Source organism: Oenococcus kitaharae (assembly GCF_025758695.1).
Taxonomy (GTDB): Bacteria; Bacillota; Bacilli; order Lactobacillales; family Lactobacillaceae; genus Oenococcus; species Oenococcus kitaharae_A.
The window spans coordinates 487,876-513,713 of record NZ_JANJQP010000002.1; the positions used below are offsets into that span (position 1 = coordinate 487,876).

Annotated in this window: 24 protein-coding genes; 20 read left to right on the forward strand and 4 right to left on the reverse strand. The window is 44.9% G+C overall.

The window, feature by feature from the left end:
- The first annotated feature begins 4 nt into the window (after nucleotides 1–4).
- Both NRF22_RS05820 and NRF22_RS05825 read left to right on the forward strand, forming a co-directional pair.
- On the forward strand, nucleotides 5–1,711 hold the full coding sequence (locus NRF22_RS05820; RefSeq protein WP_263779650.1) for an adenine deaminase C-terminal domain-containing protein: 1,707 nt from the start codon (nucleotides 5–7) through the stop codon (nucleotides 1,709–1,711).
- Nucleotides 1,711–2,619 (forward strand): nucleoside hydrolase, encoded by a 909-nt coding sequence (locus NRF22_RS05825; RefSeq protein ID WP_263779651.1) that lies wholly within the window; start codon nucleotides 1,711–1,713, stop codon nucleotides 2,617–2,619. The genes NRF22_RS05820 and NRF22_RS05825 overlap by 1 nt, the downstream gene beginning before the upstream one ends.
- Before the next feature lies 1 nt (nucleotide 2,620).
- On the opposite strand, the gene NRF22_RS05830 is transcribed toward NRF22_RS05825, so the two are convergent.
- Nucleotides 2,621–3,853 (reverse strand): Fic family protein, encoded by a 1,233-nt coding sequence (locus NRF22_RS05830; protein ID WP_263779652.1) that lies wholly within the window; start codon nucleotides 3,851–3,853, stop codon nucleotides 2,621–2,623.
- A gap of 137 nt (nucleotides 3,854–3,990) precedes the next feature.
- Here NRF22_RS05830 and NRF22_RS05835 point away from each other — a divergent pair, with 137 nt between their 5' ends.
- The 9 genes from NRF22_RS05835 to NRF22_RS05875 all read left to right on the forward strand — a co-directional run bounded on the left by NRF22_RS05835 (nucleotide 3,991) and on the right by NRF22_RS05875 (nucleotide 12,802).
- Complete coding sequence (locus tag NRF22_RS05835; protein ID WP_263779653.1) at nucleotides 3,991–4,848, forward strand: glycosyltransferase; 858 nt, start codon at nucleotides 3,991–3,993, stop codon at nucleotides 4,846–4,848.
- A gap of 295 nt (nucleotides 4,849–5,143) precedes the next feature.
- Entirely contained in the window at nucleotides 5,144–6,013 is an 870-nt protein-coding gene (locus tag NRF22_RS05840; protein WP_263779654.1) for a glycosyltransferase, read from the forward strand.
- 27 nt (nucleotides 6,014–6,040) lie between these two features.
- The gene (gene rfbA, locus NRF22_RS05845; protein WP_263779655.1) at nucleotides 6,041–6,916 is read left to right on the forward strand and encodes a glucose-1-phosphate thymidylyltransferase RfbA; all 876 of its coding nucleotides are present in this window, start codon (nucleotides 6,041–6,043) and stop codon (nucleotides 6,914–6,916) included.
- The gene (gene rfbC, locus NRF22_RS05850) at nucleotides 6,917–7,486 is read left to right on the forward strand and encodes a dTDP-4-dehydrorhamnose 3,5-epimerase (protein WP_263779656.1); all 570 of its coding nucleotides are present in this window, start codon (nucleotides 6,917–6,919) and stop codon (nucleotides 7,484–7,486) included.
- Between the two features lie 2 nt (nucleotides 7,487–7,488).
- Entirely contained in the window at nucleotides 7,489–8,478 is a 990-nt protein-coding gene (gene rfbB, locus NRF22_RS05855; protein ID WP_263779657.1) for a dTDP-glucose 4,6-dehydratase, read from the forward strand.
- 203 nt (nucleotides 8,479–8,681) lie between these two features.
- Complete coding sequence (locus tag NRF22_RS05860) at nucleotides 8,682–9,911, forward strand: DUF2075 domain-containing protein (protein ID WP_263779658.1); 1,230 nt, start codon at nucleotides 8,682–8,684, stop codon at nucleotides 9,909–9,911.
- 196 nt (nucleotides 9,912–10,107) lie between these two features.
- Nucleotides 10,108–10,947, forward strand: a complete 840-nt coding sequence (gene rfbD, locus NRF22_RS05865) for a dTDP-4-dehydrorhamnose reductase (RefSeq protein WP_263779659.1) — start codon at nucleotides 10,108–10,110, stop codon at nucleotides 10,945–10,947.
- The gene (locus NRF22_RS05870; RefSeq protein ID WP_263779660.1) at nucleotides 10,947–11,963 is read left to right on the forward strand and encodes a lipid II:glycine glycyltransferase FemX; all 1,017 of its coding nucleotides are present in this window, start codon (nucleotides 10,947–10,949) and stop codon (nucleotides 11,961–11,963) included. The genes rfbD and NRF22_RS05870 overlap by 1 nt, the downstream gene beginning before the upstream one ends.
- Entirely contained in the window at nucleotides 11,963–12,802 is an 840-nt protein-coding gene (locus NRF22_RS05875) for a class A sortase (RefSeq protein WP_263779661.1), read from the forward strand. The genes NRF22_RS05870 and NRF22_RS05875 overlap by 1 nt, the downstream gene beginning before the upstream one ends.
- A gap of 18 nt (nucleotides 12,803–12,820) precedes the next feature.
- Here the strand turns inward: NRF22_RS05875 and NRF22_RS05880 are convergent, their stop codons facing one another.
- The gene (locus tag NRF22_RS05880) at nucleotides 12,821–13,516 is read right to left on the reverse strand and encodes a histidine phosphatase family protein (RefSeq protein ID WP_263779662.1); all 696 of its coding nucleotides are present in this window, start codon (nucleotides 13,514–13,516) and stop codon (nucleotides 12,821–12,823) included.
- Nucleotides 13,517–13,605: 89 nt separating this feature from the next.
- On the opposite strand from NRF22_RS05880, the gene helD reads away from it, so the two are divergent.
- The 3 genes from helD (at nucleotide 13,606) to smpB (ending at nucleotide 18,643) form a co-directional block, all read left to right on the forward strand.
- Nucleotides 13,606–15,894 (forward strand): RNA polymerase recycling motor HelD, encoded by a 2,289-nt coding sequence (helD, locus tag NRF22_RS05885; RefSeq protein WP_263779663.1) that lies wholly within the window; start codon nucleotides 13,606–13,608, stop codon nucleotides 15,892–15,894.
- Between the two features lie 104 nt (nucleotides 15,895–15,998).
- A complete protein-coding gene (rnr, locus tag NRF22_RS05890) occupies nucleotides 15,999–18,176 on the forward strand; it encodes a ribonuclease R (RefSeq protein ID WP_263779664.1) in 2,178 nt (725 codons plus the stop codon).
- Nucleotides 18,176–18,643, forward strand: a complete 468-nt coding sequence (smpB, locus tag NRF22_RS05895) for an SsrA-binding protein SmpB (protein ID WP_263779665.1) — start codon at nucleotides 18,176–18,178, stop codon at nucleotides 18,641–18,643. The genes rnr and smpB overlap by 1 nt, the downstream gene beginning before the upstream one ends.
- On the opposite strand, the gene NRF22_RS05900 is transcribed toward smpB, so the two are convergent.
- Nucleotides 18,644–19,183 (reverse strand): LURP-one-related/scramblase family protein, encoded by a 540-nt coding sequence (locus tag NRF22_RS05900; protein ID WP_263779666.1) that lies wholly within the window; start codon nucleotides 19,181–19,183, stop codon nucleotides 18,644–18,646. It abuts the gene before it with no gap.
- 15 nt (nucleotides 19,184–19,198) lie between these two features.
- Between NRF22_RS05900 and NRF22_RS05905 the strand changes: the two genes are divergently transcribed.
- Together NRF22_RS05905 and pta are read left to right on the forward strand one after the other, a co-directional pair.
- Nucleotides 19,199–19,879 (forward strand): uracil-DNA glycosylase, encoded by a 681-nt coding sequence (locus tag NRF22_RS05905; RefSeq protein WP_263779667.1) that lies wholly within the window; start codon nucleotides 19,199–19,201, stop codon nucleotides 19,877–19,879.
- Between the two features lie 45 nt (nucleotides 19,880–19,924).
- Nucleotides 19,925–20,914 (forward strand): phosphate acetyltransferase, encoded by a 990-nt coding sequence (gene pta / locus NRF22_RS05910; protein ID WP_263779668.1) that lies wholly within the window; start codon nucleotides 19,925–19,927, stop codon nucleotides 20,912–20,914.
- Here pta and NRF22_RS05915 read toward each other — a convergent pair.
- The gene (locus NRF22_RS05915; RefSeq protein WP_318528714.1) at nucleotides 20,907–21,236 is read right to left on the reverse strand and encodes a lactoylglutathione lyase; all 330 of its coding nucleotides are present in this window, start codon (nucleotides 21,234–21,236) and stop codon (nucleotides 20,907–20,909) included. The two genes, pta and NRF22_RS05915, sit on opposite strands and share 8 nt — an antisense overlap.
- A 50-nt stretch (nucleotides 21,237–21,286) precedes the next feature.
- On the opposite strand from NRF22_RS05915, the gene NRF22_RS05920 reads away from it, so the two are divergent.
- From NRF22_RS05920 to NRF22_RS05935, 4 genes are all read left to right on the forward strand, one after another.
- Nucleotides 21,287–22,855 carry an ABC-F family ATP-binding cassette domain-containing protein gene (locus tag NRF22_RS05920; protein ID WP_263779670.1) on the forward strand — a complete coding sequence of 523 codons (1,569 nt, stop codon included), beginning with the start codon at nucleotides 21,287–21,289 and terminating at the stop codon, nucleotides 22,853–22,855.
- An 88-nt stretch (nucleotides 22,856–22,943) separates the two neighbouring features.
- On the forward strand, nucleotides 22,944–23,537 hold the full coding sequence (locus NRF22_RS05925) for a guanylate kinase (RefSeq protein ID WP_028291771.1): 594 nt from the start codon (nucleotides 22,944–22,946) through the stop codon (nucleotides 23,535–23,537).
- Nucleotides 23,538–23,609: 72 nt separating this feature from the next.
- Nucleotides 23,610–24,515, forward strand: a complete 906-nt coding sequence (locus NRF22_RS05930) for a S1C family serine protease (protein ID WP_263779671.1) — start codon at nucleotides 23,610–23,612, stop codon at nucleotides 24,513–24,515.
- Nucleotides 24,516–24,832: 317 nt separating this feature from the next.
- Entirely contained in the window at nucleotides 24,833–25,807 is a 975-nt protein-coding gene (locus NRF22_RS05935; protein ID WP_263779672.1) for a LysM peptidoglycan-binding domain-containing protein, read from the forward strand.
- Nucleotides 25,808–25,838 lie beyond the last annotated feature (31 nt).

Consider the following 25,838-nt stretch of genomic DNA (forward strand, 5'->3'; position numbering starts at 1 on the left):
AAAATTGATTAAAGCCGATCTTAAATTGATTAATGGCCAAATTTATAATACATTTACACAGTCGTTTTCAAAAAAGGAAGTTGCTATCGTTGATGGCAACTTCTTTCAAATTGCAGATGAATTACCAAATGATTTTTATTTTGAAAACATCGTTGATTTAAATGGAGCTTATGTGATTCCCGGTCTTATCGATTCACATATGCATATTGAAAGTTCTATGGCGACGCCGACTAATTTTAGTCAGGCCGCCATTGCTTTTGGCACCACAACAATCATTGCCGATGCTCATGAAATAGCCAATACAAATGGTTTGCAGGGTCTGAAAGACTTTATGAATCAGCCATCTTTAATTGACACTTTTTTTGCCATTCCATCATCGGTTCCTTCTACGACGCCGGAATTGGAGACAACTGGCGGCCATATTGGCTTAAAAGAGGTGCGCGAACTGTTAACTGATCCGAGGATTATTTGCCTTGGTGAAGCCATGAATTTTAACGGTATTACTTCCGAACCCGACTCTTTAATTCGTCAAATCATTGCGTTATGTCAGCAGCAACGTCCGAGAATGCCCTTAGAGGGTCATGTACCGGCTATTAGTGGAGAGGATCTGGCCAAATTTATGTATACTGGTATTTCATCGGATCACACACAGCAGACACCAGCTTCGATTCAAGAAAAGATTGAAAATGGTATGTTCATCCAATTGCAAAAGAAATCTATCGATCAAGATAATATTGCTGCTATTGTCGCGAATCGTTTTTTTGATTATGCAGCACTCGTCACGGATGACACAATGGCTGATGATTTGCGGCACGGCCAGTTGAATATGATTATTAAACTGGCCGTGGCGTGTGGCTTGCCGATCCAGTGGGCAATCTATATGGCGACTTACACACCAGCGCGCCGTATGCATTTGGCCGATCGCGGTATGATTGCGCCAGGTAGGATTGCTGATTTTGTTATTTTAGATGATTTGGATCAGTTTTCCATCCAAAATGTTTATAAAAGGGGCGTTCCTGTTGACCAATTAGCCATCCCTCCTCATAAGGGCTTTGATAAGTCGTATTATCATTCAATTCATGTGCCCGAACGTTCGGCAGCTGATTTTCAAGTGCGTTTGTCAGCTAACGTTAATCAAGTCACAGCTAATGTGATTCAAATTTCAACCAAGGGTACCTTTACGAAAGCGGTTAAAAAGAGATTGCCGGTGCATCATGGATTAGTCGATTGGCAAAGTGCGGGTTTGGCTTTGCTGGCAGTCCAAGAACGATATGGCAAAAGCGGCCAAATGACTTTGGCACTCGTTGCCGGTGCGATTAAGCAGCCCGGTGCCATCGCAACGACCTGGGCGCACGATCATCATAACCTCATGGTGATGGGGACAGATCCCGAAGCAATGGCGATCGCTTATCGGCAAATCGCGGCCCAACAGGGGGGCTATTTGGTTGTCAAAGATGACAGAGTTTTGGCTAATGTTCCTTTGCCGATCGCTGGCATTATTAGCGATGAACCGATCGCATGTTTGGGTGAAAAACTGCAAGCAGTCCGAAAGGCAATGCAACAATTGGGTTACGAAAATAGTAATGAGATCATGTCTCTGTCGACCTTATCGCTATTGGTCTCGCCTGCCATTAAGGTTTCTGATAAGGGCATTTTCGATGTCAAAAGCCAGCGGCAGATTCCTTTGCTAGAAGAGACAGGGGAGCCTTAATGCAGTCAATCAAACACATTTTAATAGATACTGATCCTGGTGTAGATGATGCCTTGGCACTGGCACTGGCCTTTATGAACGAAGGATTAAGAATTGATTTGTTGACAACAGTTCATGGCAATATCAGCCTGGCACAATCAACGGAAAACGCTTTGAAACTACTTAGCTTTTGGGGAAAACACATACCGGTGGCTGCTGGCGCCGCTGTTCCCTTAACCGGTAAGACTGTGACAGCTCTCTCAGTACATGGGCCAAATGGCCTCGGCGGTTTGGAATTACCCGATCCTACCTGTTCGGTTATTGAAATAGATGCCGTGACCGCCATGGATAGAGTATTAAAAAAAGCCGACCAGCCGATGACGATTGTGGCAATTGCACCTTTAACCAATATCGCGCGTCTTTTGCAGCAACATCCTGAAGATCGAGAAAAAATTTCTAATCTCGTCATCATGGGTGGTGCTTGGGGTCGCGGAAATGCCGGTGTTCTTTCTGAATTTAATATTTTTAATGATCCACAAGCAGCTGAGATTGTCTTTAATCAAGGATTGACACTAACAGTTTTACCTTTGGAGATTGGTCGACAAGCACAAATTAAAAAAACGATACTGCCAACCATAGCAGCTTCTGGCAGAGTTGGCCGATCAATCGCTGATATGCTTGCTGGTTATCGTAGCGGTTCTAAAGATGCTTTTAATATTTATGATGCTCTGACAATGGCTTATTTGGCCCATCCGGAATATTTTACTCTCGTGCCGGCGTTTGTTGCCATTGAAACTTCAGGTCGATATACACGTGGTGCCAGCCTCATTGACGATCGCGGTAAGCTCAAGCAGTCTGCCAATGCTAAAGTAGCTAAAAGCATCGATAGTGTCGCTTTTTCGCACTGGTTTGAACAACAATGGCAATAGATTAATTCAGGTCAAACACATGCTGCATCGGATTTTTCTTGACCAGTTGGATAAGCTGCCTGTTTGTGAGGTCTTTTAAGGCAAGGCCGACAGCACGTTTTGATAAACCAAAATTTTTTGCTTGGCTGAGAATGTCTCGATCCAGCAGGCCTTGTTCGATATCAGCCGCAAATAGGCCGGACTGCAGCAGTGTGTTCAAGACATAATAATCCGTCGCGGCCGTCGCATGCTGCTGCCGGATTTTTTCATTTTTCAGCTGAAATGTTTGGCAGCTGGCACTTAATTCTTCAAGCAGCAGCTGCTGTTTTTCTTCAATCATCGACAACATATCCAAAACAAAGAAGCTGCCCTCGGCGTAATTCCGGTAGTCGTCTACAGCGGACAGCGCTTTTTGAAATTTTTCCTGGTCATCACTGATAGCACTGGCAAGGCTGAGGGCCGTGATAATATCAAGTTTTCTGGCGAGATAGGATGTCAGCATGTAACGGGCTGTTCGCAGGTTGCCGTCATAGAAAGGCCGGATATTAATCAAATAGGCATGTGCCAGCAAGCCTTTAATCATAAAGGGAATGTTCTTATTAGAAATAAACTGCAGCCAATGCTGCAAACGATTTTCCAAGCCGTTTTCATCAGCCGGCAGCTCATAAGCGCTGTCACGATTTTTATCCAGTACAGTCGTCTGGCCGGCACGGAAAAAGGCGCCATCCGGCAGCTGCTGAGAATCGATCAAGCCAACTAGCAGCTGATCATAGATTTTTCGGATATCAACGAGGCTTTCAATCCGCTGATAGTCTTTTCTAACAAGCCTGCGATACATACGCGCCATCGGAGCAAAGCGTACCTGCTGAAAAGATTTTGTATCAGCTTGTGCCATCGCGATGGTGATTTCGGGCTGAGAGGTTTTCAAACCAGCCAGTTGATTGGTCTTGAGCAGTTCTAAAGCCAGCTTGTTGTCGATATAAAGCTGTTGGGCCTGGGCTGGCAGCTGCGCCATCAGTGATTTGATTTCCGCTGAGTTATATTCAATCCGTTCCGAGGAGATTGCGATTTCTCTTAAAGGAATTAGAAACATTTCTCGGCTATCTTCGGCTAAGGCGCGTCCTTTTTTCAAATATGGGAAGAGGCCAGTTTTGAAAACACCATAGTTCTGCTGACGGCGGTCGTACTCGGACTGAATTGTCTTGATATCATTATGCGCCTCGTAGGCGACTGTTTTTAATGTTTTGTAAACCATCTTGCTCCCTCATATTTTAACAAAATAAGCAAAATGAGGGAATTTAAAAACAATAATCACGGTATTTTCGCTTACTTGGGCCAATGTACGAAAATTGTTCGTTAAAAGTCATCATACAATGAAACTAGGAGGTGACCATGAATCTAACATCCACGGTAATTATCGCAAGCTACAACGGTGAAAAATATCTCCATGCACAGCTGCAATCGATTTATGAGCAAAAGACGCCCGTCACAAAAGTGCTGATTTCTGATGATGGTTCTTCAGACAACACTGAAAAAGTGGCGCGGGATTTCATCTATCAGCATCATTTATCTGACAGCTGGGATTTTCAAGTAAATGCCAAACGTTTAGGCTGGCGGGAAAACTTTATTCACATGCTGGCTCATGCGGACACAGATATCGTTTTTTATTGCGACCAAGACGATCTTTGGTATGCCAACAAGGTGTCTGAGTCGATGCAAATATTTGCCAGTCATCCGAATGCCGAACTGCTGGTATCAGACTTTGATTACTTACCGGCCAGGCAGAACCTGCTGACAATGTTTGCAATTGACGAATCAAATGATCAGAATCTGACACGCGTATCAGCTACTTTGGCGAATTTAATTACTTTAAGGCCGGGTTGTGCGATGGCTGTCAGGAAAACTATCATCCCAACCATTCTTAATATTTTTCACGAGATACCAATTGACGGAAACGGGCTGCCGCAGACACACGACCAGCCGACATGGCTGGCGGCCTTGTTAAGACAGTCTTTGTATCATATTAAAAAAGCCTTGTTTGTTCGCCGTGCCCATGCGGATAGTGCCTGGCAACTGGAAAAACGGGCTAATAGCGGCCACTTTGCCGCTATTCCAAGCGAAAACGACCATTTTCCGCTCTTCATCAAATCGGTCCAGGAATATCTTAATCATCATTCTTTGTCCTATCCGAAGCTTGCTAATGAATTATTAACCGAAATCGAAACTCGTTTGTTACGTTCCGAAGCTTGATTTCGTTAAAAACATAAAAATTACGAAATAAAGAAAATTGTTTGATTTTAATTTCAACAAATTAATATTTTTGAAAAAATTAAAATTTCATTTTGTTCATAATGATCAAATTTTTCGTATTTCATGAAGAATCCTTTGTATACTGAAGTTGTTGTTGACAGCGGGTTTTCGGCTGTTTGCAGCAGCATTTGCCTTTGATAGATTTGAGCTGTTGTCCTCTGAATAATCCCTCTAAAAGCTGACCTGTCGTTTGCCCTTTTGTCAGAAAAATTTACAATGAGAATTGGGGGTGGTTATGAAATTAACAGCAGCATCAATCATGGCGACCTATAACGGGTCGCAATTTATCTCTGATCAATTGCAATCAATCTATGATCAAAAAATCCGGCCGGATCAGGTCATTATTCGTGATGATCGTTCCAGCGATGATACAGCTCGGATTGTTGAGCAATTTATCAGCAGCCGTCATCTCGAAAAGAGTTGGGACTTTAAAATCAATCCAATCAGAAAAGGCTGGCGTCAGAATTTTATTCAAATGATTAGCCAGGCCAAAACGGACGTGATTTTTTATACTGACCAGGATGACCTATGGCATGAGGATAAAGTTTCAGATTACCTAAATTGCTTTAGTCAAAATAACGGCATAGAGGCTTTGGTATCTGACTACAGTTTCATTCCAAAAAATCAGAATATTCTACCAATGGCGAAAATTCCTGAAAGTGGACAGGGTCCGCTTTATAAAGTGATCCCGAATTTGTTCAATCTATTAATTAGACGCGATGGGTGTACCTTGGCATTTAGAAAAACATTAATCCCGTTTTTAAAGGAAGTTTTCCAAAAAGTATCGACCGATTCCAATGGTTTGCCGCAATCGCATGACCAGGCCACTTGGCTGTCGGCACTTTTGCGGGGCTCTTTGTATCACCTGCACAAGCCCTTGTTATATCGGCGTGCGCACCAGGACAGCACTTGGCAAAGGGAGATGAAAAGTCATCCCAGCCACTTTATCGAAGATGTTGATGAGAACCCGAATTTCCTGGCTTACTTGAAAATGATTCGGCAGGTTTTGATGGGGGATCATCTCTGCACAACATTTGCAAATATTCAATTAGAAAGAGAGATTCAGCATAAAATTGCCGATTTCTCCAAACTGGCGGTCTCATAAAAAGACGACAGTTTTGAAAGGAGCCTCATGAAAGGCATTATTTTAGCTGGCGGTTCGGGCACGCGTCTGTATCCGATAACAAAAGCCACGAGTAAACAGCTGGTTCCAATTTATGACAAACCAATGATCTATTATCCGATGTCCGTACTCATGCTGGCCGGAATTAAAGATATTCTTCTGATTACTACTGAGGAATTTCTGCCTCAGTTCCAAGAATTGTTCGCTGATGGTTCTCAAATCGGCTTACATATTGAGTACAAGATTCAACCAGAACCCAAGGGGCTGGCTGAAGCTTTTATTCTTGGTGAAGATTTCATTGGTCAAGACAGTGTTGCTTTGATTTTGGGCGACAATATCTATTACGGCGCTGGTTTATCAGCCTTACTGCAGGCAGCCGAAGCCAAAGAGACAGGCGCGACGATCTTCGGCTATCAAGTCAAAGACCCGGAGCGTTTTGGCGTGGTTGAATTTGATAAACAGGGACATGCCTTGTCAATTGTTGAAAAACCTGAACAGCCAAAATCGAATTATGCGGTTACCGGCTTGTATTTTTACGATAATGACGTCGTCGATATTGCTAAACAAGTCCAGCCTTCAGCACGCGGCGAGATTGAAATTTCCGATATTAATGCCGAATATCTGCGGCGCGGCGACCTGGACGTGAAAGTCATGGGACGTGGTTTTGCTTGGTTGGATACAGGCACGCATGATTCGCTTTTGGATGCATCGAATTTTATCGCGACAATTGAAAAACAGCAGAATCTGCAAGTGGCAGCCTTAGAGGAAATCGCTTATCGCATGGGTTATATTTCCGTTGATCAGCTGATTGCTTTGGCTCAGCCTTTAAAAAAGAATGATTATGGTCAATATTTATTGAGAATTGCCGGACAGGAGAAGAATTAAATGGTGAAATTGATTGATACACAGCTTCAAGACGTCAAGCTGATTGAAACAGACGTTTTTGGTGACAGCCGCGGCTTTTTTACCGAGACTTGGACAAAAGAAAAATTTGAAAAACTCGGCCTGAAATTTGACTTTACGCAGGATAACCAATCCTTATCGGCTGAAGCCGGCGTTTTACGTGGTATGCACTATCAGATGGCGCCTTACACACAGACGAAAATCGTGCGTGTTGTGACTGGTGTCGTCTGGGACTGTTTAGTCGACATGCGTAAAGGCAGCCCGACTTATAGCAAATGGGAAGGCTACATTCTTTCTGAATATAATCACCGTCAGCTGCTCGTGCCAAAAGGTTTTGCTCATGGCTTTGTTACTTTGACGCCGAATGTCAATTTCGTCTATAAAGTTGATGGTTATTATGCGCCGCAAGCAGATCGCGGGATCGCTTTTAATGATCCGCAGATCGGTATTCAGTGGCCGACTGATGTTTCCCATGCGATTCTCTCAGAAAAGGATCAGCATCATCCGCTTTTCAAGGATGCGGAAAATAATTTTGTCTACGGAGAGATATAAACATGGCTATGAATATTCTTGTCACAGGCGGTGCCGGTTTTATCGGATCAAATTTCATTCATTACATGCTGCACAAGTATCCTGATTATAATTTGATTGATCTGGATCTGCTGACTTACGCTGGCAATCTGCATAATTTTGACGATATTAAAGATAATCCGCATCATATTTTTGTGCATGGCAACATTCGCAATGCAGAACTGGTTGACTATTTATTCAAGACTTATGATTTTGACGCAGTCGTGAATTTCGCCGCTGAGTCGCATGTCGACCGCTCGATTCTGCATCCGGAATTGTTTGTCCAGACCAATGTCGAGGGCACTGTCAATCTACTGCAGACAGCCAAAAAATACGGCATTAAAAAGTTTCTCCAGGTATCAACTGATGAAGTCTATGGCAGCTTGGGCAAAAGCGGCTATTTTAATGAAGAGACACCTCTGGCACCTAATTCGCCATACTCGGCTTCAAAAGCCGCTGCCGACTTGGAAGTACGTGCTTTCTATGAGACCTATGGCCTGAATGTCAATATCACGCGTACGTCAAACAATTACGGCCCTTATCAATTTCCTGAGAAGCTGATTCCTTTGATGGTGACTAATGGCATGACCGGCAAACAGCTGCCGATTTATGGTGATGGTGAAAACATCCGTGACTGGCTTTATGTCGAAGATCACGGCCGCGCGATCGATCTTGTGCTGCACAATGGCAAGCCGGGTGAAGTCTACAATGTTGGCGGCCACAATGAGAAGACGAATAATCAGATCGTCCATCTGATTATTGATAATCTTGGTTTATCAGCCGACCGGATCAAGTATGTTGCTGACCGTTTGGGCCATGACCGCCGTTACGCAATCGACCCAAGCAAGATCAAGCGCGAACTGGGTTGGGAACCGACGATTATGTTTGACGAAGGCATTGTCAAAACCATTGATTGGTATAAGACGCACGAAGAATGGTGGCAGCCTTTGAAAAGCAAGGCAGTCTTGAAATAATTTGTTTAAAAAGCCCGATATTTGGGCTTTTTTATGACTTTATGGGCAAATGTTCGCGTGTGATGAATAGACTTTTTGGGAACTTTGTTAAATATGAAAAAATATCCCTTAGTCTTTGGAGCGTGGTCATTTTAAAATATCCCAAGCGAGTCTATAGCTTTTTTTATTTGGCAGCAGCGGTTTTTTATTTTACGATAAGAAACATGGATTTGATTAATCGTTCCGAAGAAAAACTAGCGCCCACAGTGAAATTGACGGATAAACAAGCAAAGTTGATTGAACAAATAATAAGTTTTATTCGCAGACATGAGAAACATGATTTTCCGGCTGTTTTTGTCTTATCTGGGGATGCTGGCAGCGGGAAAAGCGTTGTCTTAAGCCATTTGTTTTTCCGCTTGCAGCAGGCAGCTCGAGAAAAATTCGGATCATTAGCTGGAAGCAGGAATTACTTTCTTGTCAATCATCCGGAATTACTGAAAGTGTATCGTAATATTGCTGGCCATTACCCGCAGTTACTGAAAAAGGATTTTCAACGTCCCACAACTTTTATTAATCGCTTGTCCAAAGAGGGTCGGACTGCCGATGCTGTCATTATCGATGAGGCGCATCTTCTGTTATCGCGATCCGATCCTTACAACAATTTTACCGCCGACAATCAGCTTGCCGAAATTTTGAAATTGGCCAAAGTCATTGTATTGGTTTTTGATAGTCGGCAAGTGATTAAGACGAAAGATTATTGGACAGAGCGGCGTTTGCTAGACGTGATTTCTGCCTATCCTAAACAAGTCGTGCATTTAAAAGAACAGTTTCGCATGCAGGCTGGATCGGATCTGCTTGATTGGATTAACAGTTTCACAAAAGATCGCCGGCTGTTACCGATACAAGCAGACTTTCGGCAAGGATTTGATTTTCGCATTTTCGCCGATGCGGAACAAATGCGTGAGATGATTGTTGCCAAAAACCAGTTGGTCGGGCTTTCCCGTATTGTATCGACGACGGGCTATGCATCGCTTTTAGATGGGGAAAAGCACTATATTCAGGAAGGTGATTTTTGTATGCCTTGGGATCAATATAATTATCAATCAATTCCTTGGGCTGAGATTCCGGAAACGGTTAACGAAGTTGGCTCCGTTTATACTTGCCAAGGTTTTGATTTAAATTACGTTGGTTTGATTTTAGGGCCCCCGATTTATTTACAGGGGCAGAATCACATCGCAGTTGACCTAACAAAGGTCACAAGCAAAGAAGCTTTTCAGCAACGCAAAGATTTGGTTGATCAGCAGGCCTTTCAAAGGGTAAAAGAGAGCCTTGTGTTAAATACAGTCAATATTTTAATGAAACGCGGCATTAAAGGATTATATATTTTCGCACATGATCAGACTTTACGGCAGCGCTTGATTGCCGATTATGATCGAAGTGTGGCTGACGTATGAAAAACAACTTCTGCGAGCTGCTTTAGTTTGCTGTTTTTATGCTAGATTGCATCTTTGTCAGTTGCGATCCGCAGTTAGCTCTGACAAGCGGTCTAAAACGATCTTTTCAACTTTTGAGTTCTGTTTATCGATTGATCAATCGTGAGTTTTTGCTGGAAAAAACCGCAATGACGGCTTTTTTTACTATGATGGGATTATGAGATATTTAATTACTGGTGCAAACGGCCAATTGGGCCGCGAGCTGCACGAACTACTAGAAGCGCAGAACTTAGAATTTTCTGCTTACGATTCTAAAATGCTGGATATTACGAATCGGCAAGCTGTGTTTGAAGCTGTTCAGGCTCAGGCACCTGACGTGATTTTTGATGCTGCGGCTTATACAAAAGTCGATGCCGCTGAAGATGAAGGCAAAGCACGAAATTGGGCTGTTAACGTCGACGGTACGACGAATTTAGCTCAGGCTGCCGCGGCTTTTGGTGCAACACTGGTCTATGTATCCACGGATTATGTTTTCGATGGCACAAAAGAGACAGCCTACTTGGAGACGGACTCAGTTGATCCTCAAAACGAATATGGCAAAGCCAAACTCGCTGGTGAAAAAGCCGTCCTTGCTTCGCATGCCAAGGCCTATGTGGTCCGCACCAGCTGGGTTTATGGCGAATACGGCCATAATTTTGTCTATACGATGCAAAAATTAGCTGAGACACACCCGAAGCTGACGGTTGTTAATGACCAGATCGGCCGGCCTACTTGGACCAAATCGCTGGCTGAATTTATGCAGCATTTAGTCGATAGCGATCAAGAACCGGGTATTTATAACTTTTCAAACGACGGTACTGCCAGCTGGTACCGGTTTGCCCAAGAAATTTTGAAGAACAGTTCGGTCGCCATTGAACCTGTGACATCGGAACAATTCCCGCAAAAAGCCTATCGACCGCGTCATTCGATTCTGGATTTAGATAAAGCTAAAGCAACCGGATTTAAAATCCCGACTTGGCAGGAAGCTTTGAAAATGTCGGGTATGATAGATAAGTAATGATATTAGATTTAACAGATAAACAAGCAGTTGAGAAATATAATCGCTTTGTCCGCACGAACTGGCGCGGGCAGGCAACACAGGATACTCTCTGGGCAGACTTGAAAGCCAATTGGGGGCATCTTTTTGTGTATCGTGAAAATGATCAGGGCGAGGTGATTGCGGCCATGGCTGTTTTGACAATTGAAGCCGTGCCAGGACGGCTTTTAGCCTATTCACCGCGCGGGCCGATCGCCGATTTTCAGGATGTTGAATTAATTGCCAGTCTGGTCGATGAAGCTGTTGCTGCTTTGCCCAAGAATACTTTTTTGCTGCGCATGGATCCGGAAGTCGCTTATGATGATGATTTGAATCGGCGTTATCTTGCGGCCGGTTTTCAGACACGCAATCGCCAGGTCATGACGATGCATGGCAATATTCAGCCACGCAAAAATATGGTGATGAGCTATAAAGGCATGGCAAACACGGACGATTTGATGAAACATTTCAAACGTGACTACCGCAACCAGATTCGTCGGGCTATCAAAGACGGCGTGACGGTCACTTCTGGATGTAATCGGGATTTTGTCGACGCTTTTTACGATACTTATAAAAAAATGGCCGGTTATCAGCAGATTACCTATCGCCCGGAAAGCTATTTTTACCGCATGGTAGATTTGTTTGCCCAGACCGGCCTGTTGAAGATCTTTGTTGCTCATTTTCAAGGCCAGGTAATCGCGTCAGGAATCGGTTTTGCTCACGGGGATGAGATCTGGTATATGTATGCTGGCTCGGATCGGGAATTTTCCAAACATTATGCGCCTTATCTTGTACAGTGGGAGATGACTAAATGGGGCTTATCACTAGGCAAAGCCGAATATGATTTTGGCGGTGTCGGTCAGTTCGACCCATCCGACGGTCTTTTCCGTTTCAAACATGGCTTTACCTACGAAGATGCACCACGGGAATATATCGGCGAAGTCGACAAAGTCTTAGACCAGCCGGCTTACGAACAGTATCTGCAGACCTTTAAGTGATGGCAACAAAGCAGACTGGGACAAGTAAACACCGTTTTCGCCGCTGGCTGCTGCCGGCGCTTTTGCTGATTATTTTTTTGTCTGCTTTAGGATATTTGGGCTACCAGCATTTTCAAGAATTATATGCGCGCATTCAGCCTTTAAAAGTCTATGAACCCAAGGGAAAAGTTGCCAAACGGCCTGACCGTTCCTATGCTGCCGAGATTCTTAAAATGATTCAATGGAATCCTCACGCTAATGAAAATGAGACAAAAATCGGCTATGTCGCCATTCCCAGCCAGCATATTCTGCTGCCGATTTACGTCAATCCATACAGCAGCCAGACACTGAATTTAGGCGCAGCTTCAGTCAAGGGCCAGCAGCTAGGCCAACCAAGCAATTACTCGCTGGCTGCGCATAATTTTAACAACCATGTGACGGGATTTTCGCCTTTGCAGCTGACTGAAAATCAGAATGCGCCTTATTTAACCAGCGGTGGTACACATGATGTGCATGCCTTGGACGGCACTAAAGTGTATGCAGCCGATAAAGAAAATTTATACGTTTATCGCGTCGTTGTCCAAAATACTGTTTACAAAGACCAAGTATCAGTCATGGATCCGGCTAATACCGTTGGCAAACAGCCGACACTGACGATTATTTCCTGCCTGTTTCCCAATATCAATTACCGGATTATCACACGAGCGGTCTTGAGCGAAAAATACCCCTTGATGACCGCACCTAAAGCGCTGCTTCGCATATTTGATATGCGTCTTAATCAGACTAATGCACACGTCAATTGGTTTAATCCTGGGCAAGAAGAGGGTGCAAACGGCGCAATGGGCGGATTCAAAAAATAACGCAATAAAAAAGGCCTGTTACCAGATCTTTTCCGTATCGTTCCAAGCGGCTATCGTCACACGGCCGTCTTTTTTTGGCTCAAAAATCAATTTAGAAATCGCACCATTATCGAGTTTGTGAGAGGCGAGTTCGGCTGATTGAAATTTGTTCGCTAAGGCACGCATAAGGCTGCCGTGCGTCACAACAAGCACATTATCGCCAGCTTTGAAAGTCTCTCGGATCATATTCAAGCCATGTGTTAAACGCTGATTGAATTCAGCTGAATCTTCGGCAAGATGCAGCGGATCATTCTTTTTAAAGAGATCCATCAAACCATCAAAACCGAATTTTTCAATCGTGTCGCCGTAACCGACGGCTTCTGCCTGCATAGTCTTGTCAAAACCGTGATCATATTCAGCGACAATTTGCTGAATGGTCAAGCCTTCAGCGCTGCCGAAAAAGATTTCTCTAAAGTCCTTTTCAGCTGTTGGCAAAGCCGGAGAATTAGCTTGATTGGCGTTTAGAACAAAGCGGGCTGTATTGTAGGCACGGGGCAGGTCGGAAGAAAATGCAGCCTTAAAATGTACGCCGGCCAGCCTAATTCCGGCTGCTTTGCCATCTGCAATACCTTTTTCAGTTAGATCAATATCCGACCAGCCTTGAAAGCGGCCCATCAAATTAAAATAGGTCTGTCCGTGGCGGACAAAAAATACGTTAATACCTTGTTCTGTCATAATTTCATTCTAGCACGCCGCGTAAATCCACCGCCGGCAATTCTGCCTGCTTAATCAGTGTTTTTGGCGTATAATACTATGACGACTTTATGACAGATACGATAAGAGACAATGAACAACAGCATCTGGATCTGGTGCTAAAGGAACTTGACAAGAAAATCGTCGAGACCGGTACACGGATCAGCAGAGCTAAAGACAATTTAAAAGAAGCTGAAAAGGGCTGGCAGGACATTCGCGTGAAGTTTTCCGACTTCAATGCGGTGGTTGAGACCGGCGCATCCGTCCATGCCCAGCAGCAGATTTTGGCACAGCGCGAACGCGATCAATCCCAGGCTGAAGTTCAGATGGCGACATTAAAAAAGCTGCAGGGCCGGCCTTATTTTGCGCGGATTGATTTTATTGATCAGGGTGATCAGGCAGCTCAAAAAGAGACAATTTACATTGGCCTTGCGTCGTTTGCTGATGAAAGCGGGCATTTTTACGTTTATGATTGGCGAGCCCCGATTTCTTCTATTTATTATGACGGCGCTTTAGGGAAGATTGATTACCAGACACCTGATGGGACGCAGACGGCCGACGTCAAGTTAAAACGCCAGTTTGAAATCGCTGATGGCGTGATTTTGACTTTATTCGACACTGAAGAAGCGGTCGGCGATAAATTGCTTTTAGAGGCACTATCTTCGGATTCCTCGACGAAAATGAAGTCGATTGTGACGACGATTCAGCGCGAACAGAACCGGATCATTCGAGACACAGATTCCGATCTACTATTTGTTCAGGGTGCTGCTGGTTCGGGAAAAACGGCGGCTGTTTTGCAGCGAATCGCTTACCTGCTTTATCGCTACCGCGGCAAGATCACGTCCGGACAAGTCGTCTTGTTTTCACCAAACCAGATTTTTAATGACTATGTGAATGAGGTGCTGCCGGATCTGGGTGAAAACAACATGATTCAAATGACCTTTTATCAATATGCTAATTACCGCCTGCCGAAAATCGAAGTGCAGACTCTAGCTGAGCGTTTTGAAAGCGAAAACGATCCTGAGTCTGTGAAAATGACTGATTTTAAGGGCAGCTTGCCTTTCTTTAAGGCAGTTCGCCAGTATTCCCAACATATCGGCCGTTCAGGCATGAGCTTTCGAAATCTCATGTTTCAAGGAGAAATCTTTTTCTCATCTGAAGAAATTGCTGAAATTTATTATTCCTTCAATGGCAATTATTCGCTCAGTCAACGTTTGGAGGCGACCAAACAAGCACTGCTGCGCAAGACGATGGGCCGGATTTCCTCAGAGATGAAAAAACGCTGGGTGGATATCGCGATTGAAAATCTAGCAGCTAGTGATCTTGAGCTGATGCTGGGTGATCCGGACAAAAGAGAATTCGAATCCGAAAAAAAAGAGCGCAACGAACTGGCTAAAAAAATCGTCCGCGAAGCGTTAAAACCTGTTTTCCGACGCATCCGCCGTGGTATTTTCATGAATCCTAACAAGTTGTTCCTCGGTTTTCTCAAAGCCGTCCCAACTTTGCTGTCTTTGGATCAATTCGGCATTCAGCTTGACGAGTGGTCTCGTGCCTGTGATCGTTCGGCTGCTGATTTAGCAGACAGCAAGCTGAATTTAAATGATACGGCTATTTATCTGTATTTGTTTGATTTGGTCAACGGCCATCACGGTGACCGGTCGATTCGTTTCCTCTTCGTTGATGAAGTTCAGGATTACACGGCCTTCCAGCTGGCATTTTTGAAGTTTTCTTTCCCGAAGGCCAAGTTCACGCTTTTGGGTGATTTGAACCAAGCCATCTTCACACGGACAAATGCTAGCAGCCTGGAATCCGCCATGTATCAGCTGTTTGATCCGGACAAGTCGAGAACGATCAAATTAACAAAGACTTATCGTTCGACCGAACAGATCACTGATTTTACGAGTGCTTTGCTGACTGATTCAGAAAATATCGAGGCTTTTGCCCGTGAGGGACAAAAACCGCAGTTTATTAAGGGCAATGCCGCGGCTAATTTAGTCAAGATACTAAAGGATAATTTGGCTGATGAATTAACAACGGCGATTATCACAAAAACTGCTGCTCAGGCTAAAGAAGTCCATGAAGATCTCTTGCAAGCTGGCGCCGCCTCAACGCTGATCACATTGGAAAACCAGCGTCTGGTGCCGGGTACGATTGTCATACCGGGCTATCTGGCCAAGGGTCTGGAATTTGATGCCGTCATTTTATGGCAGGTTGATAATCGTAATTATAGTGGCGAAAATGACCGTGAATTGTTGTATACAGTTGCCAGCCGTGCGATGCACCGTCTCACGATTCTTTCAGACCAAGAATTTAGCCGCTTGTTTAATCAGGTTGATGAGCATCTTTATGAAAAAATCTGATATAATAAATGCGACCAGCTGAGGTAGTATCTATCTACCTACCCGCCATGATCTTCGGATCATGGCGTTTTTTTATTGCTCATATAACCGATATAATGAAAAGTATGCCTACTACCCAATTCGCTTCAGAAAAATTCATAAACGGCACTTTCGTTGCTAACGCCAAGGGATTTGGCTTCGTTAAGACTGATGAGGGTCAAGAAGACCTGTTTATCGGCCGAGCCAACACGAATCTGGCCATGCAAAACGATGAAGTGCTGGCTTCAATCGTTCATGCTGGTCGTGATGGCCGCGGTCCAGAAGGCAAAGTTGAAAAAATTCTCAGTCACGCCAATCAACAGGTGGTGGGTGTTTTTCGTTCGGGCGTCAATCGTGACGATCTGCCGCGCCCAATGGATCCTAGCCAGTTTATCGGGACAATTACCTTTAGCGATGACAAAATGCAGGAATTTAAGTATCTTGTCGACAATAAAGGCCTGACGCCAAGCGATCGCGATTCCGTGACAGCAACGACCAGTGTGTTTCCGACCAGCAGCAATCCGACCGTTTTGATCGGATCTGTTACCAAAGTGATCGGTCGTTCCGATGCGCCTGGCGTTGACATCCTTGAGATCGTTTATAGCTTGAAAATCCCCAGTGTTTACCCGGATGAAGCCGCAGCACAAGCCAAAGCGATTCCGCAATCAATTGATTTACAACAGGCTTTAGCTGATGGCCGGCCTGATTTTCGCGACCAGCCGCTGATCACGATTGATGGTGCCGACACGAAAGATATTGATGATGCGGTTGTTGTCTGGAAGCTGCCCAACGGCAATTACCATTTAGGTGTTCATATCGCTGATGTGTCTAATTACGTGCCTGAAGGGACGCCTTTGGATCAGGAGGCTTACAAACGCGGTACCTCAGTCTATTTGACTGACCGCGTTATTCCGATGCTGCCGACAGAAATTTCTAACGGCATTGCGTCATTGAACCCGAATGAGGATCGTTTGGCCATGTCTTGCGAGATGGAAATTGATTTGCAGGGAAGAATTGTTTCACATAAAATCCAGCCCAGTATCATTCGCTCACATGCACGTATGACCTATGATTCGATCAATAAAATTTTAGCCGGTGATAGCGCCGAACGGGCCAAATATGCTGATCTGGCTGAAATGATCGAACAAATGGGCCGGCTGCACAAAATTTTAGCTAAAATGCGAACAGCTCGTGGTGCCATTGAATTTGAGACTAATGAGGCTGAGATCATCGTTGATAAAAAAGGTCATCCGACTGATGTCGTTGTACGCGATCGCGGGATTGGCGAGCGTATGATTGAATCCTTTATGCTGGCTGCTAACGAGACCGTGGCTCAGCATTTTGATCATCTGCATGTACCTTTTTTGTATCGTGTCCATGAAGTGCCTGAAGGCGATAAAGTCACCAATTTCTTTGAATTCATGCGTGCAATCGGCCATCCGATTAAGGCTGATCCGAAGAATTTAAAGCCAAAAGATTTCCAGGCGGCCTTAGAAACTGTTGCCGGCTTGCCTGAAGAGATGATGATTCAGACCATGATGTTGCGGGCGACCAAACAAGCCCATTATTCTCCTCAGCCAATTGGCCATTTTGGCATTGCGGCCAAATATTATACGCATTTCACTTCGCCAATCCGGCGTTATCCGGATTTGGTCGTTCATCGTTTGATCAAACATTATGCCAAATTCGGCACTGGACCAAAGGCTACTGAAGCCGTCCGCGACAAGCTGCCTCAAATCGGTGTTGATACCTCTGAAAGAGAACGCCGCGCAGTTGATGCCGAAAGAGCCACCAACGACATGAAATTCGCTGAATATATGGAGGACCATATTGGCGAGACATACGACGGTGTTGTCAATTCGGCTTTGAAATTCGGCTTGTTTATCAGTTTGCCTAATACGATTGAAGGCCTTGTCCATATCAGCACGATGGACGATGATGTCTATCAGTATGACGAGACGCGACAGGCTTTGATTGGCCGCACGCGCCATCGGATTTTTACAATTGGTCTGGCAGTGAAAGTACAGGTTGTCAATGCCAATAAAGAGACGCGCAAAATTGATTTCAAACTGGTCAACCCGCAAGCAGCACCAATCACCAAGATTCGTCTGGCAGCCGAGCCTGAACGCCGGTCTTTTCATCATGATAATAATCATCGGCCAGGCAATAATTCTCAAAATAGCCAAGGAGGGCAAAAGAAGCGTCCACAAAAAGGAGCCTACAAGTCGACAGGTAAATATCGTCTCCGCGGAGGTCGGCATTAATGGCTAAAAAACAGAAAAAAGACCAAGCCTTGGCCAATAATCGCCGAGCCTCTTTTAACTATCTGGTTGGCGAGACTTATGAAGCCGGTATTCAATTGACTGGTACGGAAATTAAATCTGTCCGCTTGGGCCAAATCACGATTGGGGATGCTTACGTTACAATTCGCAACGGTCAGGCCTATTTGAATAACGCCAATATTTCGCCTTATAAGCAGGGCAACCAGTTCAATAGTGATCCGCTCCGGCGGCGCAAACTATTGCTGCACAAACGCGAAATTGCTGCTTTAGACGAGGCTGTTATGCAAGGCGGCAAGACGATTGTCCCTTTGCGCGTTTATCTCGTAAAAGGTTTTGCCAAAATTCTGATTGCCATTGGTACTGGTAAAAAGAATTACGATAAACGGCAGACAATCAAAGAGCGTGACATGCAGCGCGAATTGGGCAAAAATCTAAAAAATTATCATTGATTAATTGATTCTCGTGGCCATTTTGTATTTGTATTTCGTTGCGCGAGTCGGCAGCTGCAGGAGGCTGCGATTTTTTTTAACACCCCATCGGTCTAATAAGGCCGCAATCGCCACATGGACTGGTGCTTGGGCGTCTTTGGTCACGTCCAATTGATAGTACAGGCCGTCTGGAAATGAGACAGGATTAACTTCTAACAGTTTGACCCGGCCATGGCGAATGCGGTATTTGCCGGAAGTAATTTCGCCTGTGACGACCCAATTTAAGTAGCGAATGAAAATAATATCTCCTAACCCTGCAAAATTGAAGCCGATCGAGGCCACATATTTATCGTGATAGAGCAGTTGAAAACGTGGCAGAATACCATATGAAACCTGGCGGATACGGGCCTGTTCAACGCCGTGTGTGTCATAAACATACAGGACATCGTTTTTGCTGCCGATTTTACCGGAAATATTAAAAGCGATTGTCAAATCTTCGTTGTAGGCGCGATTTTCTTTTTGACGCGTATCATGCTGTTGGGTTAAAAAATATCGACTCATACTATAATTTTAACCGTGAATGATTATTTAATAAATTTAAAAAAGACCGATTGGTACAAACACCTGCTGCCAGTCTTGGGTGAAGCGTATTTTAAACAGATCAATAACTTTTTAGCTGACTGTTATGAAGGACCGGACCGTGTTTTCCCGCCGGCTGACAAGATTTTTTCTGCTATGCTTGATACAAGCTTAGCTGATACGAAGGTGATTATCGTCGGCCAGGATCCTTATCACGAGCTGGGCCAAGCACAAGGGCTGAGTTTCAGCGTTCCTGACGATTTTCCGGCACCTAGCAGTTTGCAGAATATTCATAAAGAAATTCAGACTGATCTGGGACAGGCAAGGCAATCGCATGATTTAATCCCGTGGGCTAAGCAAGGCGTGCTGCTTTTGAATTCAGTGCTAACAGTTAAAGAACACCAAGCTAATTCGCATGCCGGGCTGATTTGGGAGAAATTTACAGATTCAGTGATTCAGCTGGCCAGTGCCGAGCCGCAGCCGAAAGTCTTCATCCTCTGGGGCAATTTCGCACGGAGAAAAGCCTCGTTAATCGACGCTGAAAAAGATTTGATTCTGCAGTCGGCACATCCGTCTGGTTTGTCGGCTAATCGCGGCTTTTTTGGCAGCAGGCCCTTTAGCCAGACAAATGACTGGCTGCAGGCACACGGCAGAAATGCAATTAATTGGTTGAAATAACGTGCATATGGAAGCGTTTTCTATGATAATAAGGCTGGAGGCAATATGACAGAACTATTTACGGAACTAGCAGATAAGATTAGGGGCCGCCACATTCGGGTTGTCTTTCCTGAGGGCGAGGACCCTAGAATCCAAGGCGCAGCCGTGCGCTTGGAAAAAGACGGCCTGCTGGTACCGATTCTCTTGGGATCTAGGAAAGCCATCGAGAAGACTGCGGCCGAATATCATTTCAATTTAGCCGGCCTGACTGTGATTGACCAAAATGAGGTTGAAGAAAACCAATTTGATGATCTGGTGGATCAATTAGTAGAACGCCGACACGGCAAGACAGATGCTAAGACGGCTGCTGTCTGGCTCAAAGATGCCAATTATTTCGGAACGATGCTGGTCTATAGCGGTAAAGCCGATGCGATGGTGTCCGGAGCTGCTCACCCGACTAGCGATACGGTTCGCCCGGCGCTGCAGATTATCAAGACTGCTGCCGGCGTTTCACGGATTTCCGGTGCTTTTGTGATGCAAAAAGGGGACGAACGTTATGTATTTGCTGATTCGGCCATTAATATCGACCCCGATGCCGAGGCTTTAGCTGAGATTGCCATCCAGTCCGCACACACGGCCAAAGTATTTGGCATTGAGCCAAAAGTAGCCATGCTGAGCTTTTCGACAAAGGGATCAGCTGCACATCCTTTGGTTGATAAAGTTGTTCAGGCAACTAAATTGGCGCAGGAGAAAGCGCCAGAACTGGCTGACAGTATCGATGGCGAATTGCAGTTTGATGCAGCCTTTGTGCCATCAGTCGCCCAGTCAAAAGCGCCAGGTTCCAAAGTTGCCGGCCATGCCAATGTCTTTATTTTTCCGAGTCTGGAATCAGGCAATATTGCTTATAAAGTGGCTCAACGTTTGGGCAGTTTTGAAGCGATCGGACCCATCCTGCAGGGGATGGCCTCGCCGGTATCTGACTTGTCGCGTGGTGCTGATGAAGAAGATGTCTATAAAGTGGCGATTATCACAGCCGCCCAGGCCCTAGCTAAATAATTGACTTGTCCTGATTGCCCTCAATCACGATTATATTGCCCTCGGAATCGTGAATTCTCAGGGCAATTTTTTGGTTAAAACGTTCTTCTGCCTGACCAATCTCTGCCAGAAAGTTGTTAGCTAAATGTTCACGGATTTGTGTCAAATGATCTCGAACAATAATCTCGCTTTCAATGCGCTGATCGCTTTGAACGAAATTGATCGCTTGGCCATCGACAATTAAAGTGGTCTGGTCTTTAGGGTCACGTAAAAAGCCAAAAACATCGCGATAAAAGCGATATGCGCGTTTTACATCGGCTGCCGGGATTGTTTTTGGACGCATTTTTCGAGCTTTCATATCAGCAATTATTCTAGCATGATAGACTATCTCTGATGGCTTTATTAGATGTAAGCGGCCTAACGATGGCCTACGCGGATAAAAAATTATATACAGATGCTGAATTCACGCTGGAAAAAGGGGAACATGTCGGGATTGTCGGACAGAATGGGGCCGGTAAATCGACGCTAATCCGCATTCTGATGGGCGCAGTTTTACCAATTGCCGGCCGGATCGAGTGGAAGAACAACATTCAGATCGGGTATTTGGATCAGTACGCAGATATTCCTTCAGGCATGTCTCTGATCGATTTTTTGCATACGGCCTATAACGATTTATATGCCAAAGAAAAGAAAATGACGGATTTGTACAGCAAATACGCTGAAACGGTCGACGACCATCTGCTGGAACGGGCAACACGCTTTCAAAATGAATTGGATGCAGCTGACTTTTACTCGATCGACAATAATGTCGAGCAGGTCATTACAGGCCTTGGGCTGGATGCGATCGGTCGTGATCATATTATTTCCGAAATGTCCGGCGGACAGCGTGCCAAAATCATTCTGGCAAAACTGCTTCTGGAATCTAACGATGTGATTATTTTAGATGAGCCGACCAACTATTTGGATGTGTCGCACATCAAATGGCTGGAAGGCTATATTCAAAATTACGAAGGCGCGGCTTTGATTATCAGCCATGACTTTGATTTTTTGAACAATGTTGCTAACGTCATTTTGGATGTCTCTTTTAATACACTGACCAAATATCGCGGTAATTTTGACCAGGCGATGCGGCAAAAGACTGAAAAAGCCGAACAGCAGCTGCGTGCTTATAACAAACAGCAGGAAGTGATTAAAAAGACCAAGACTTTTATCCAAAAGAACAAAGCGCGTGCTTCAACGACGGGCCGGGCCAAATCACGTGAAAAAATGCTGGCGCATATGGATATTATTTCAGCACCCCAGACCAATCCCAAAGCAACATTCACTTTCCCTTATGTCGATTCTCAATCTACGGATGCTTTAAAAGCCGAGAGGCTGGTTGTCGGCTATGATCCAAGCAAACCCGTCTTAAATCCTGTGACCTTTAGTATGTCGGCGGGTGATAAAGTTGTCTTCACAGGATTCAACGGCGCCGGAAAATCGACCTTGATTAAGACCTTATTAGGAATTCTGCCGCCGATTTCAGGTAAGTCTAAGTTTTCGCCTTCAGCCAAGACGAATTATTTTGATCAGGATTTAATCTGGGATGACGATAAAAAGACGCCTTTGCAGATCATGCAGGCCGCCTATCCCTTAGAAGCACAGCGTCAATTGCGCCAGCGTTTGGGAGCGGCCGGTATTAATGCTGACAATGCGACTAAACAGATGCGCCTTTTGTCCGGTGGTGAGCAGACGAAAGTCAAATTAGCCTTGATGGAATTGACACCGTCTAATTTCCTGATTTTAGATGAGCCGACCAACCATTTGGATGAGACGACTAAAATTGCTTTAAAAAAAGCCATTCAGCGTTACGATGGCAGTCTGATTCTTGTAACACATGAGAAGAGTTTTTACGATGGCTGGATTGATAAAGTTCTAGACATCGCGTCTATGTCGAAGATGGAACAGGGTACTGAGGAATAACAGCTGCCTGTTTTTTGAAAACCGTTTGTAGAAAAAATTGTCTGTTCACATTGAAAATCTGCTTTTAGCTGGTAATATTTTAATCAATATGGCAAACGAAAATCGCGTGATCGTAATTACAGGAGCCTCTGGAGCCGGCAAGACTTCGGTGGCTCGATATTTGTGGGTTAAATACGGGGTGCCGCGTGTGATTACCCACACGACCCGCGAACCAAGAGAAGGCGAAATTGACGGCGTTGATTATTATTTTGAGACAGCGCAGACTTGGAACGATAATCATTTTATCGAGGAAATCAGTTATTCCGGCCATCGTTATGGCTCATCATACGAAGGCTTGGAACGTGCTTGGCGTAAATCCAGGCAATCCAATCATCCGGGCATTATCAGCCTCGTGGTTGACACGATTGGGGCAATCACTTATCGGCAGACGATTAAAGAACAGGCAGTGATCTGGTTTGTCACGGTCAGTGATGTGACTGGCTTGCAAAAACGCTTAATTGCGCGTGGGGATGATCCTAAACACGTGCTTGAAAGAACAAGTTCTTCAGATTTTGAACGAGATATGCACATTCCTGACGAACTCGCACAAGACGCAACGATGATCGTAAACGACGATTGGCAGCTGACTCAAAAAACAGTTGATCAGGTTATTAACCGTTTTATGACAGACCAAGTCATTTAAACACTACGGTTTTTTATACTGATTTTTCACAAATTTAACTTTAATTTTATTTTTGTGGATAATGATGAGAGCATGAAAAAAGATTTTCACGGTTTACGTATTTTTTTTATTGGTCTGCTTAGCGCCATCGTGGGCGCTGTCATTGTATTGACGCTGTTCTATCAATTTTATCTGCTGCCGGCATCCAATAAGGTTCAGACAAATTCCGCAAAACAAGCTGGAATTACAAGAGTTGTCAATTTGAGCAATAATCACAGCTCGACTGCCACTCAGGCTTATCGCCGGGTACGAAATGCCGTCGTAACAGTTGAAAACTATCAGCGCCCTTCAGCTCAGGCGAATGATTATTTTTCCCAGTGGTTTGGCGGTTTTGGCGGATCCAGCAGTTCCTCTGATTCTTCCAGCGACCAGCCACAACTGGCAGCTGAAGGTACTGGCCTGGTTTATGAAAAGGATGGCAGTGATGCTTATGTTGTGACAAATAATCATGTCGTGGCCGGTGCTGATGAAATTGAATTATTGTTCCGTAATGGGCGCAGAATCAAGGCCAGCCTAGTCGGACGGAATGTCAGTCATGATATTGCTGTGCTGCGCATTTCGTCAGCAAATGTGACGCAAACGGGCAAATTTGCCGATTCCAGCAGTGTTGTACCTGGCCAGCAGGTTCTAGCGCTAGGCTCTCCTTTAGGGTCGGATTACGCGAACTCATTAACTTCGGGAATCGTTTCAGCCAATGATCGGCAGATTAATGACGATCCGGTTCGTTTGACGGCCATCCAAACGGATGTTGCACTTAATCCCGGAAATTCCGGCGGCCCTTTGATTAATATGGCTGGTGGTGTCATTGGTATTAACTCCATGAAAATTTCTTCAAGCAGTGATGGCAGCAACAGCGTCGAAGGAATGAGTTTTTCCATCCCGTCCAATACAGTTGTTTCGACTATTCGTGAAATTGTGAAGGCTGCGGGGAACAATTAAGAGGCGAACAAAATCTAAATTTTGTTTTAAGCTATGGGCTGCCTTTGTGAACAGAAATCAGTTGATTTTTTCTGTCAAGGCGGCCTTTTTTTACGGAATTCAGCGTGGGCCATCTTTTTATAGTGAAAAACTTGACAAGCGGGAAAGCCTTGCCTAAGGCATTCACAGCAGGTCATGTAATATGTTTGTAACAATGTAAAGCAACCTTAAAAAAGTATTAATTCTAATGTCAAGAAAGCCACCTATTCTAAAGGACGTGCTTTAGAAATCCTTATAGATTTTTAGAAAAAAGAAACTTTGCACGTTGGAGAGAATAGATGACTACGAAAACTGTTAAAAATGTACTTTTGGTCTCAACTGGGGCAGCGGCTGCTTTAGCGGTTGGTGCCGTTTCGGCTAACGCTGATACAGTCACAGTCAAGCAAGGAGACAGCGTTTGGAAACTGGCTCAAGAGTATAAGACGACCACGGCCGACATCATCAAAGCAAACGGCTTGGAAAATCCTAATCTGATCTTGACCGGCAAAACTCTGAATATTCCTGACAGTGCGACGCCTGCCGCTCCGGCAGCCGCAGCTTCTGCCGCAACTTCAACTGCCGCAACAAGTGTTTCACCCAAGAATGCTGATGGTACAGTTACTGTTGCTGCGGGCGACACGCTTTATGGTATCGCCACCCGTTATAACGTCTCTGTCTCTACTCTGATTGCAAACAACAATGGATCCACATTTATCACTAGCGGCCAAAAATTGTCTTTGACTGCCGCACCTGTCAGCGCCGCACCAGCAGCTAAGGCCCCAGCCGCACCGGCGGCAAGTCAGGCACCTGTAAGTCAGGCACCCGCAAGCCAAGCGCCAGCTGCTCCCGCTAGTGCTGCTGCACCAGCAGCCAAAGCAACCGCAGCGTCAGCTGCACCTGTTGCTGTCAAAAAAGCAGTGACTCCTAGTTATTCAACTGCTGCATCGACTACTAATACATATTATTATGGCCAGTGCACTTGGTACGTGAAGAACATGCTTAGCTGGGTACCAAATATGCTTGGCAATGCTAATCAGTGGGCATCATCAGCTGCTGCGCAAGGTTTCCGTGTTGATCACTCTCCTGCAATCGGTTCGGTTGTTGTCTTCCAAGGCGGCCAAGCTGGTGCCAGCGCTGCTTATGGCCATGTGGCTGTTGTGACAGCTGTTTATGGTGATTCAATCCGTATTAAAGAAGGCAATGCCGGTGGCAACGCGATTAGTACAAGAACTGTTGCTTCCGCATCTAGTTACCAATACATTCATGCCAAGTAAGTTCCTGTTTCAAAAAAATTTTAGGCTCCGG

Excerpts from the sequence above, each read along its gene's own strand:
- NRF22_RS05825 (WP_263779651.1), top strand. The coding sequence starts at position 1,711 with ATGCAGTCAATCAAACACATTTTAATAGATACTGATCCTGGTGTAGAT.
- NRF22_RS05830 (WP_263779652.1), bottom strand. The coding sequence starts at position 3,853 with ATGGTTTACAAAACATTAAAAACAGTCGCCTACGAGGCGCATAATGAT.
- NRF22_RS05835 (WP_263779653.1), top strand. The coding sequence starts at position 3,991 with ATGAATCTAACATCCACGGTAATTATCGCAAGCTACAACGGTGAAAAA.
- NRF22_RS05840 (WP_263779654.1), top strand. The coding sequence starts at position 5,144 with ATGAAATTAACAGCAGCATCAATCATGGCGACCTATAACGGGTCGCAA.
- rfbA (WP_263779655.1), top strand. The coding sequence starts at position 6,041 with ATGAAAGGCATTATTTTAGCTGGCGGTTCGGGCACGCGTCTGTATCCG.
- rfbC (WP_263779656.1), top strand. The coding sequence starts at position 6,917 with ATGGTGAAATTGATTGATACACAGCTTCAAGACGTCAAGCTGATTGAA.
- rfbB (WP_263779657.1), top strand. The coding sequence starts at position 7,489 with ATGGCTATGAATATTCTTGTCACAGGCGGTGCCGGTTTTATCGGATCA.
- NRF22_RS05860 (WP_263779658.1), top strand. The coding sequence starts at position 8,682 with ATGGATTTGATTAATCGTTCCGAAGAAAAACTAGCGCCCACAGTGAAA.
- rfbD (WP_263779659.1), top strand. The coding sequence starts at position 10,108 with ATGAGATATTTAATTACTGGTGCAAACGGCCAATTGGGCCGCGAGCTG.
- NRF22_RS05870 (WP_263779660.1), top strand. The coding sequence starts at position 10,947 with ATGATATTAGATTTAACAGATAAACAAGCAGTTGAGAAATATAATCGC.
- NRF22_RS05875 (WP_263779661.1), top strand. The coding sequence starts at position 11,963 with ATGGCAACAAAGCAGACTGGGACAAGTAAACACCGTTTTCGCCGCTGG.
- NRF22_RS05880 (WP_263779662.1), bottom strand. The coding sequence starts at position 13,516 with ATGACAGAACAAGGTATTAACGTATTTTTTGTCCGCCACGGACAGACC.
- helD (WP_263779663.1), top strand. The coding sequence starts at position 13,606 with ATGACAGATACGATAAGAGACAATGAACAACAGCATCTGGATCTGGTG.
- rnr (WP_263779664.1), top strand. The coding sequence starts at position 15,999 with ATGCCTACTACCCAATTCGCTTCAGAAAAATTCATAAACGGCACTTTC.
- smpB (WP_263779665.1), top strand. The coding sequence starts at position 18,176 with ATGGCTAAAAAACAGAAAAAAGACCAAGCCTTGGCCAATAATCGCCGA.
- NRF22_RS05900 (WP_263779666.1), bottom strand. The coding sequence starts at position 19,183 with ATGAGTCGATATTTTTTAACCCAACAGCATGATACGCGTCAAAAAGAA.
- pta (WP_263779668.1), top strand. The coding sequence starts at position 19,925 with ATGACAGAACTATTTACGGAACTAGCAGATAAGATTAGGGGCCGCCAC.
- NRF22_RS05915 (WP_318528714.1), bottom strand. The coding sequence starts at position 21,236 with ATGCGTCCAAAAACAATCCCGGCAGCCGATGTAAAACGCGCATATCGC.
- NRF22_RS05920 (WP_263779670.1), top strand. The coding sequence starts at position 21,287 with ATGGCTTTATTAGATGTAAGCGGCCTAACGATGGCCTACGCGGATAAA.
- NRF22_RS05925 (WP_028291771.1), top strand. The coding sequence starts at position 22,944 with ATGGCAAACGAAAATCGCGTGATCGTAATTACAGGAGCCTCTGGAGCC.
- NRF22_RS05930 (WP_263779671.1), top strand. The coding sequence starts at position 23,610 with ATGAAAAAAGATTTTCACGGTTTACGTATTTTTTTTATTGGTCTGCTT.
- NRF22_RS05935 (WP_263779672.1), top strand. The coding sequence starts at position 24,833 with ATGACTACGAAAACTGTTAAAAATGTACTTTTGGTCTCAACTGGGGCA.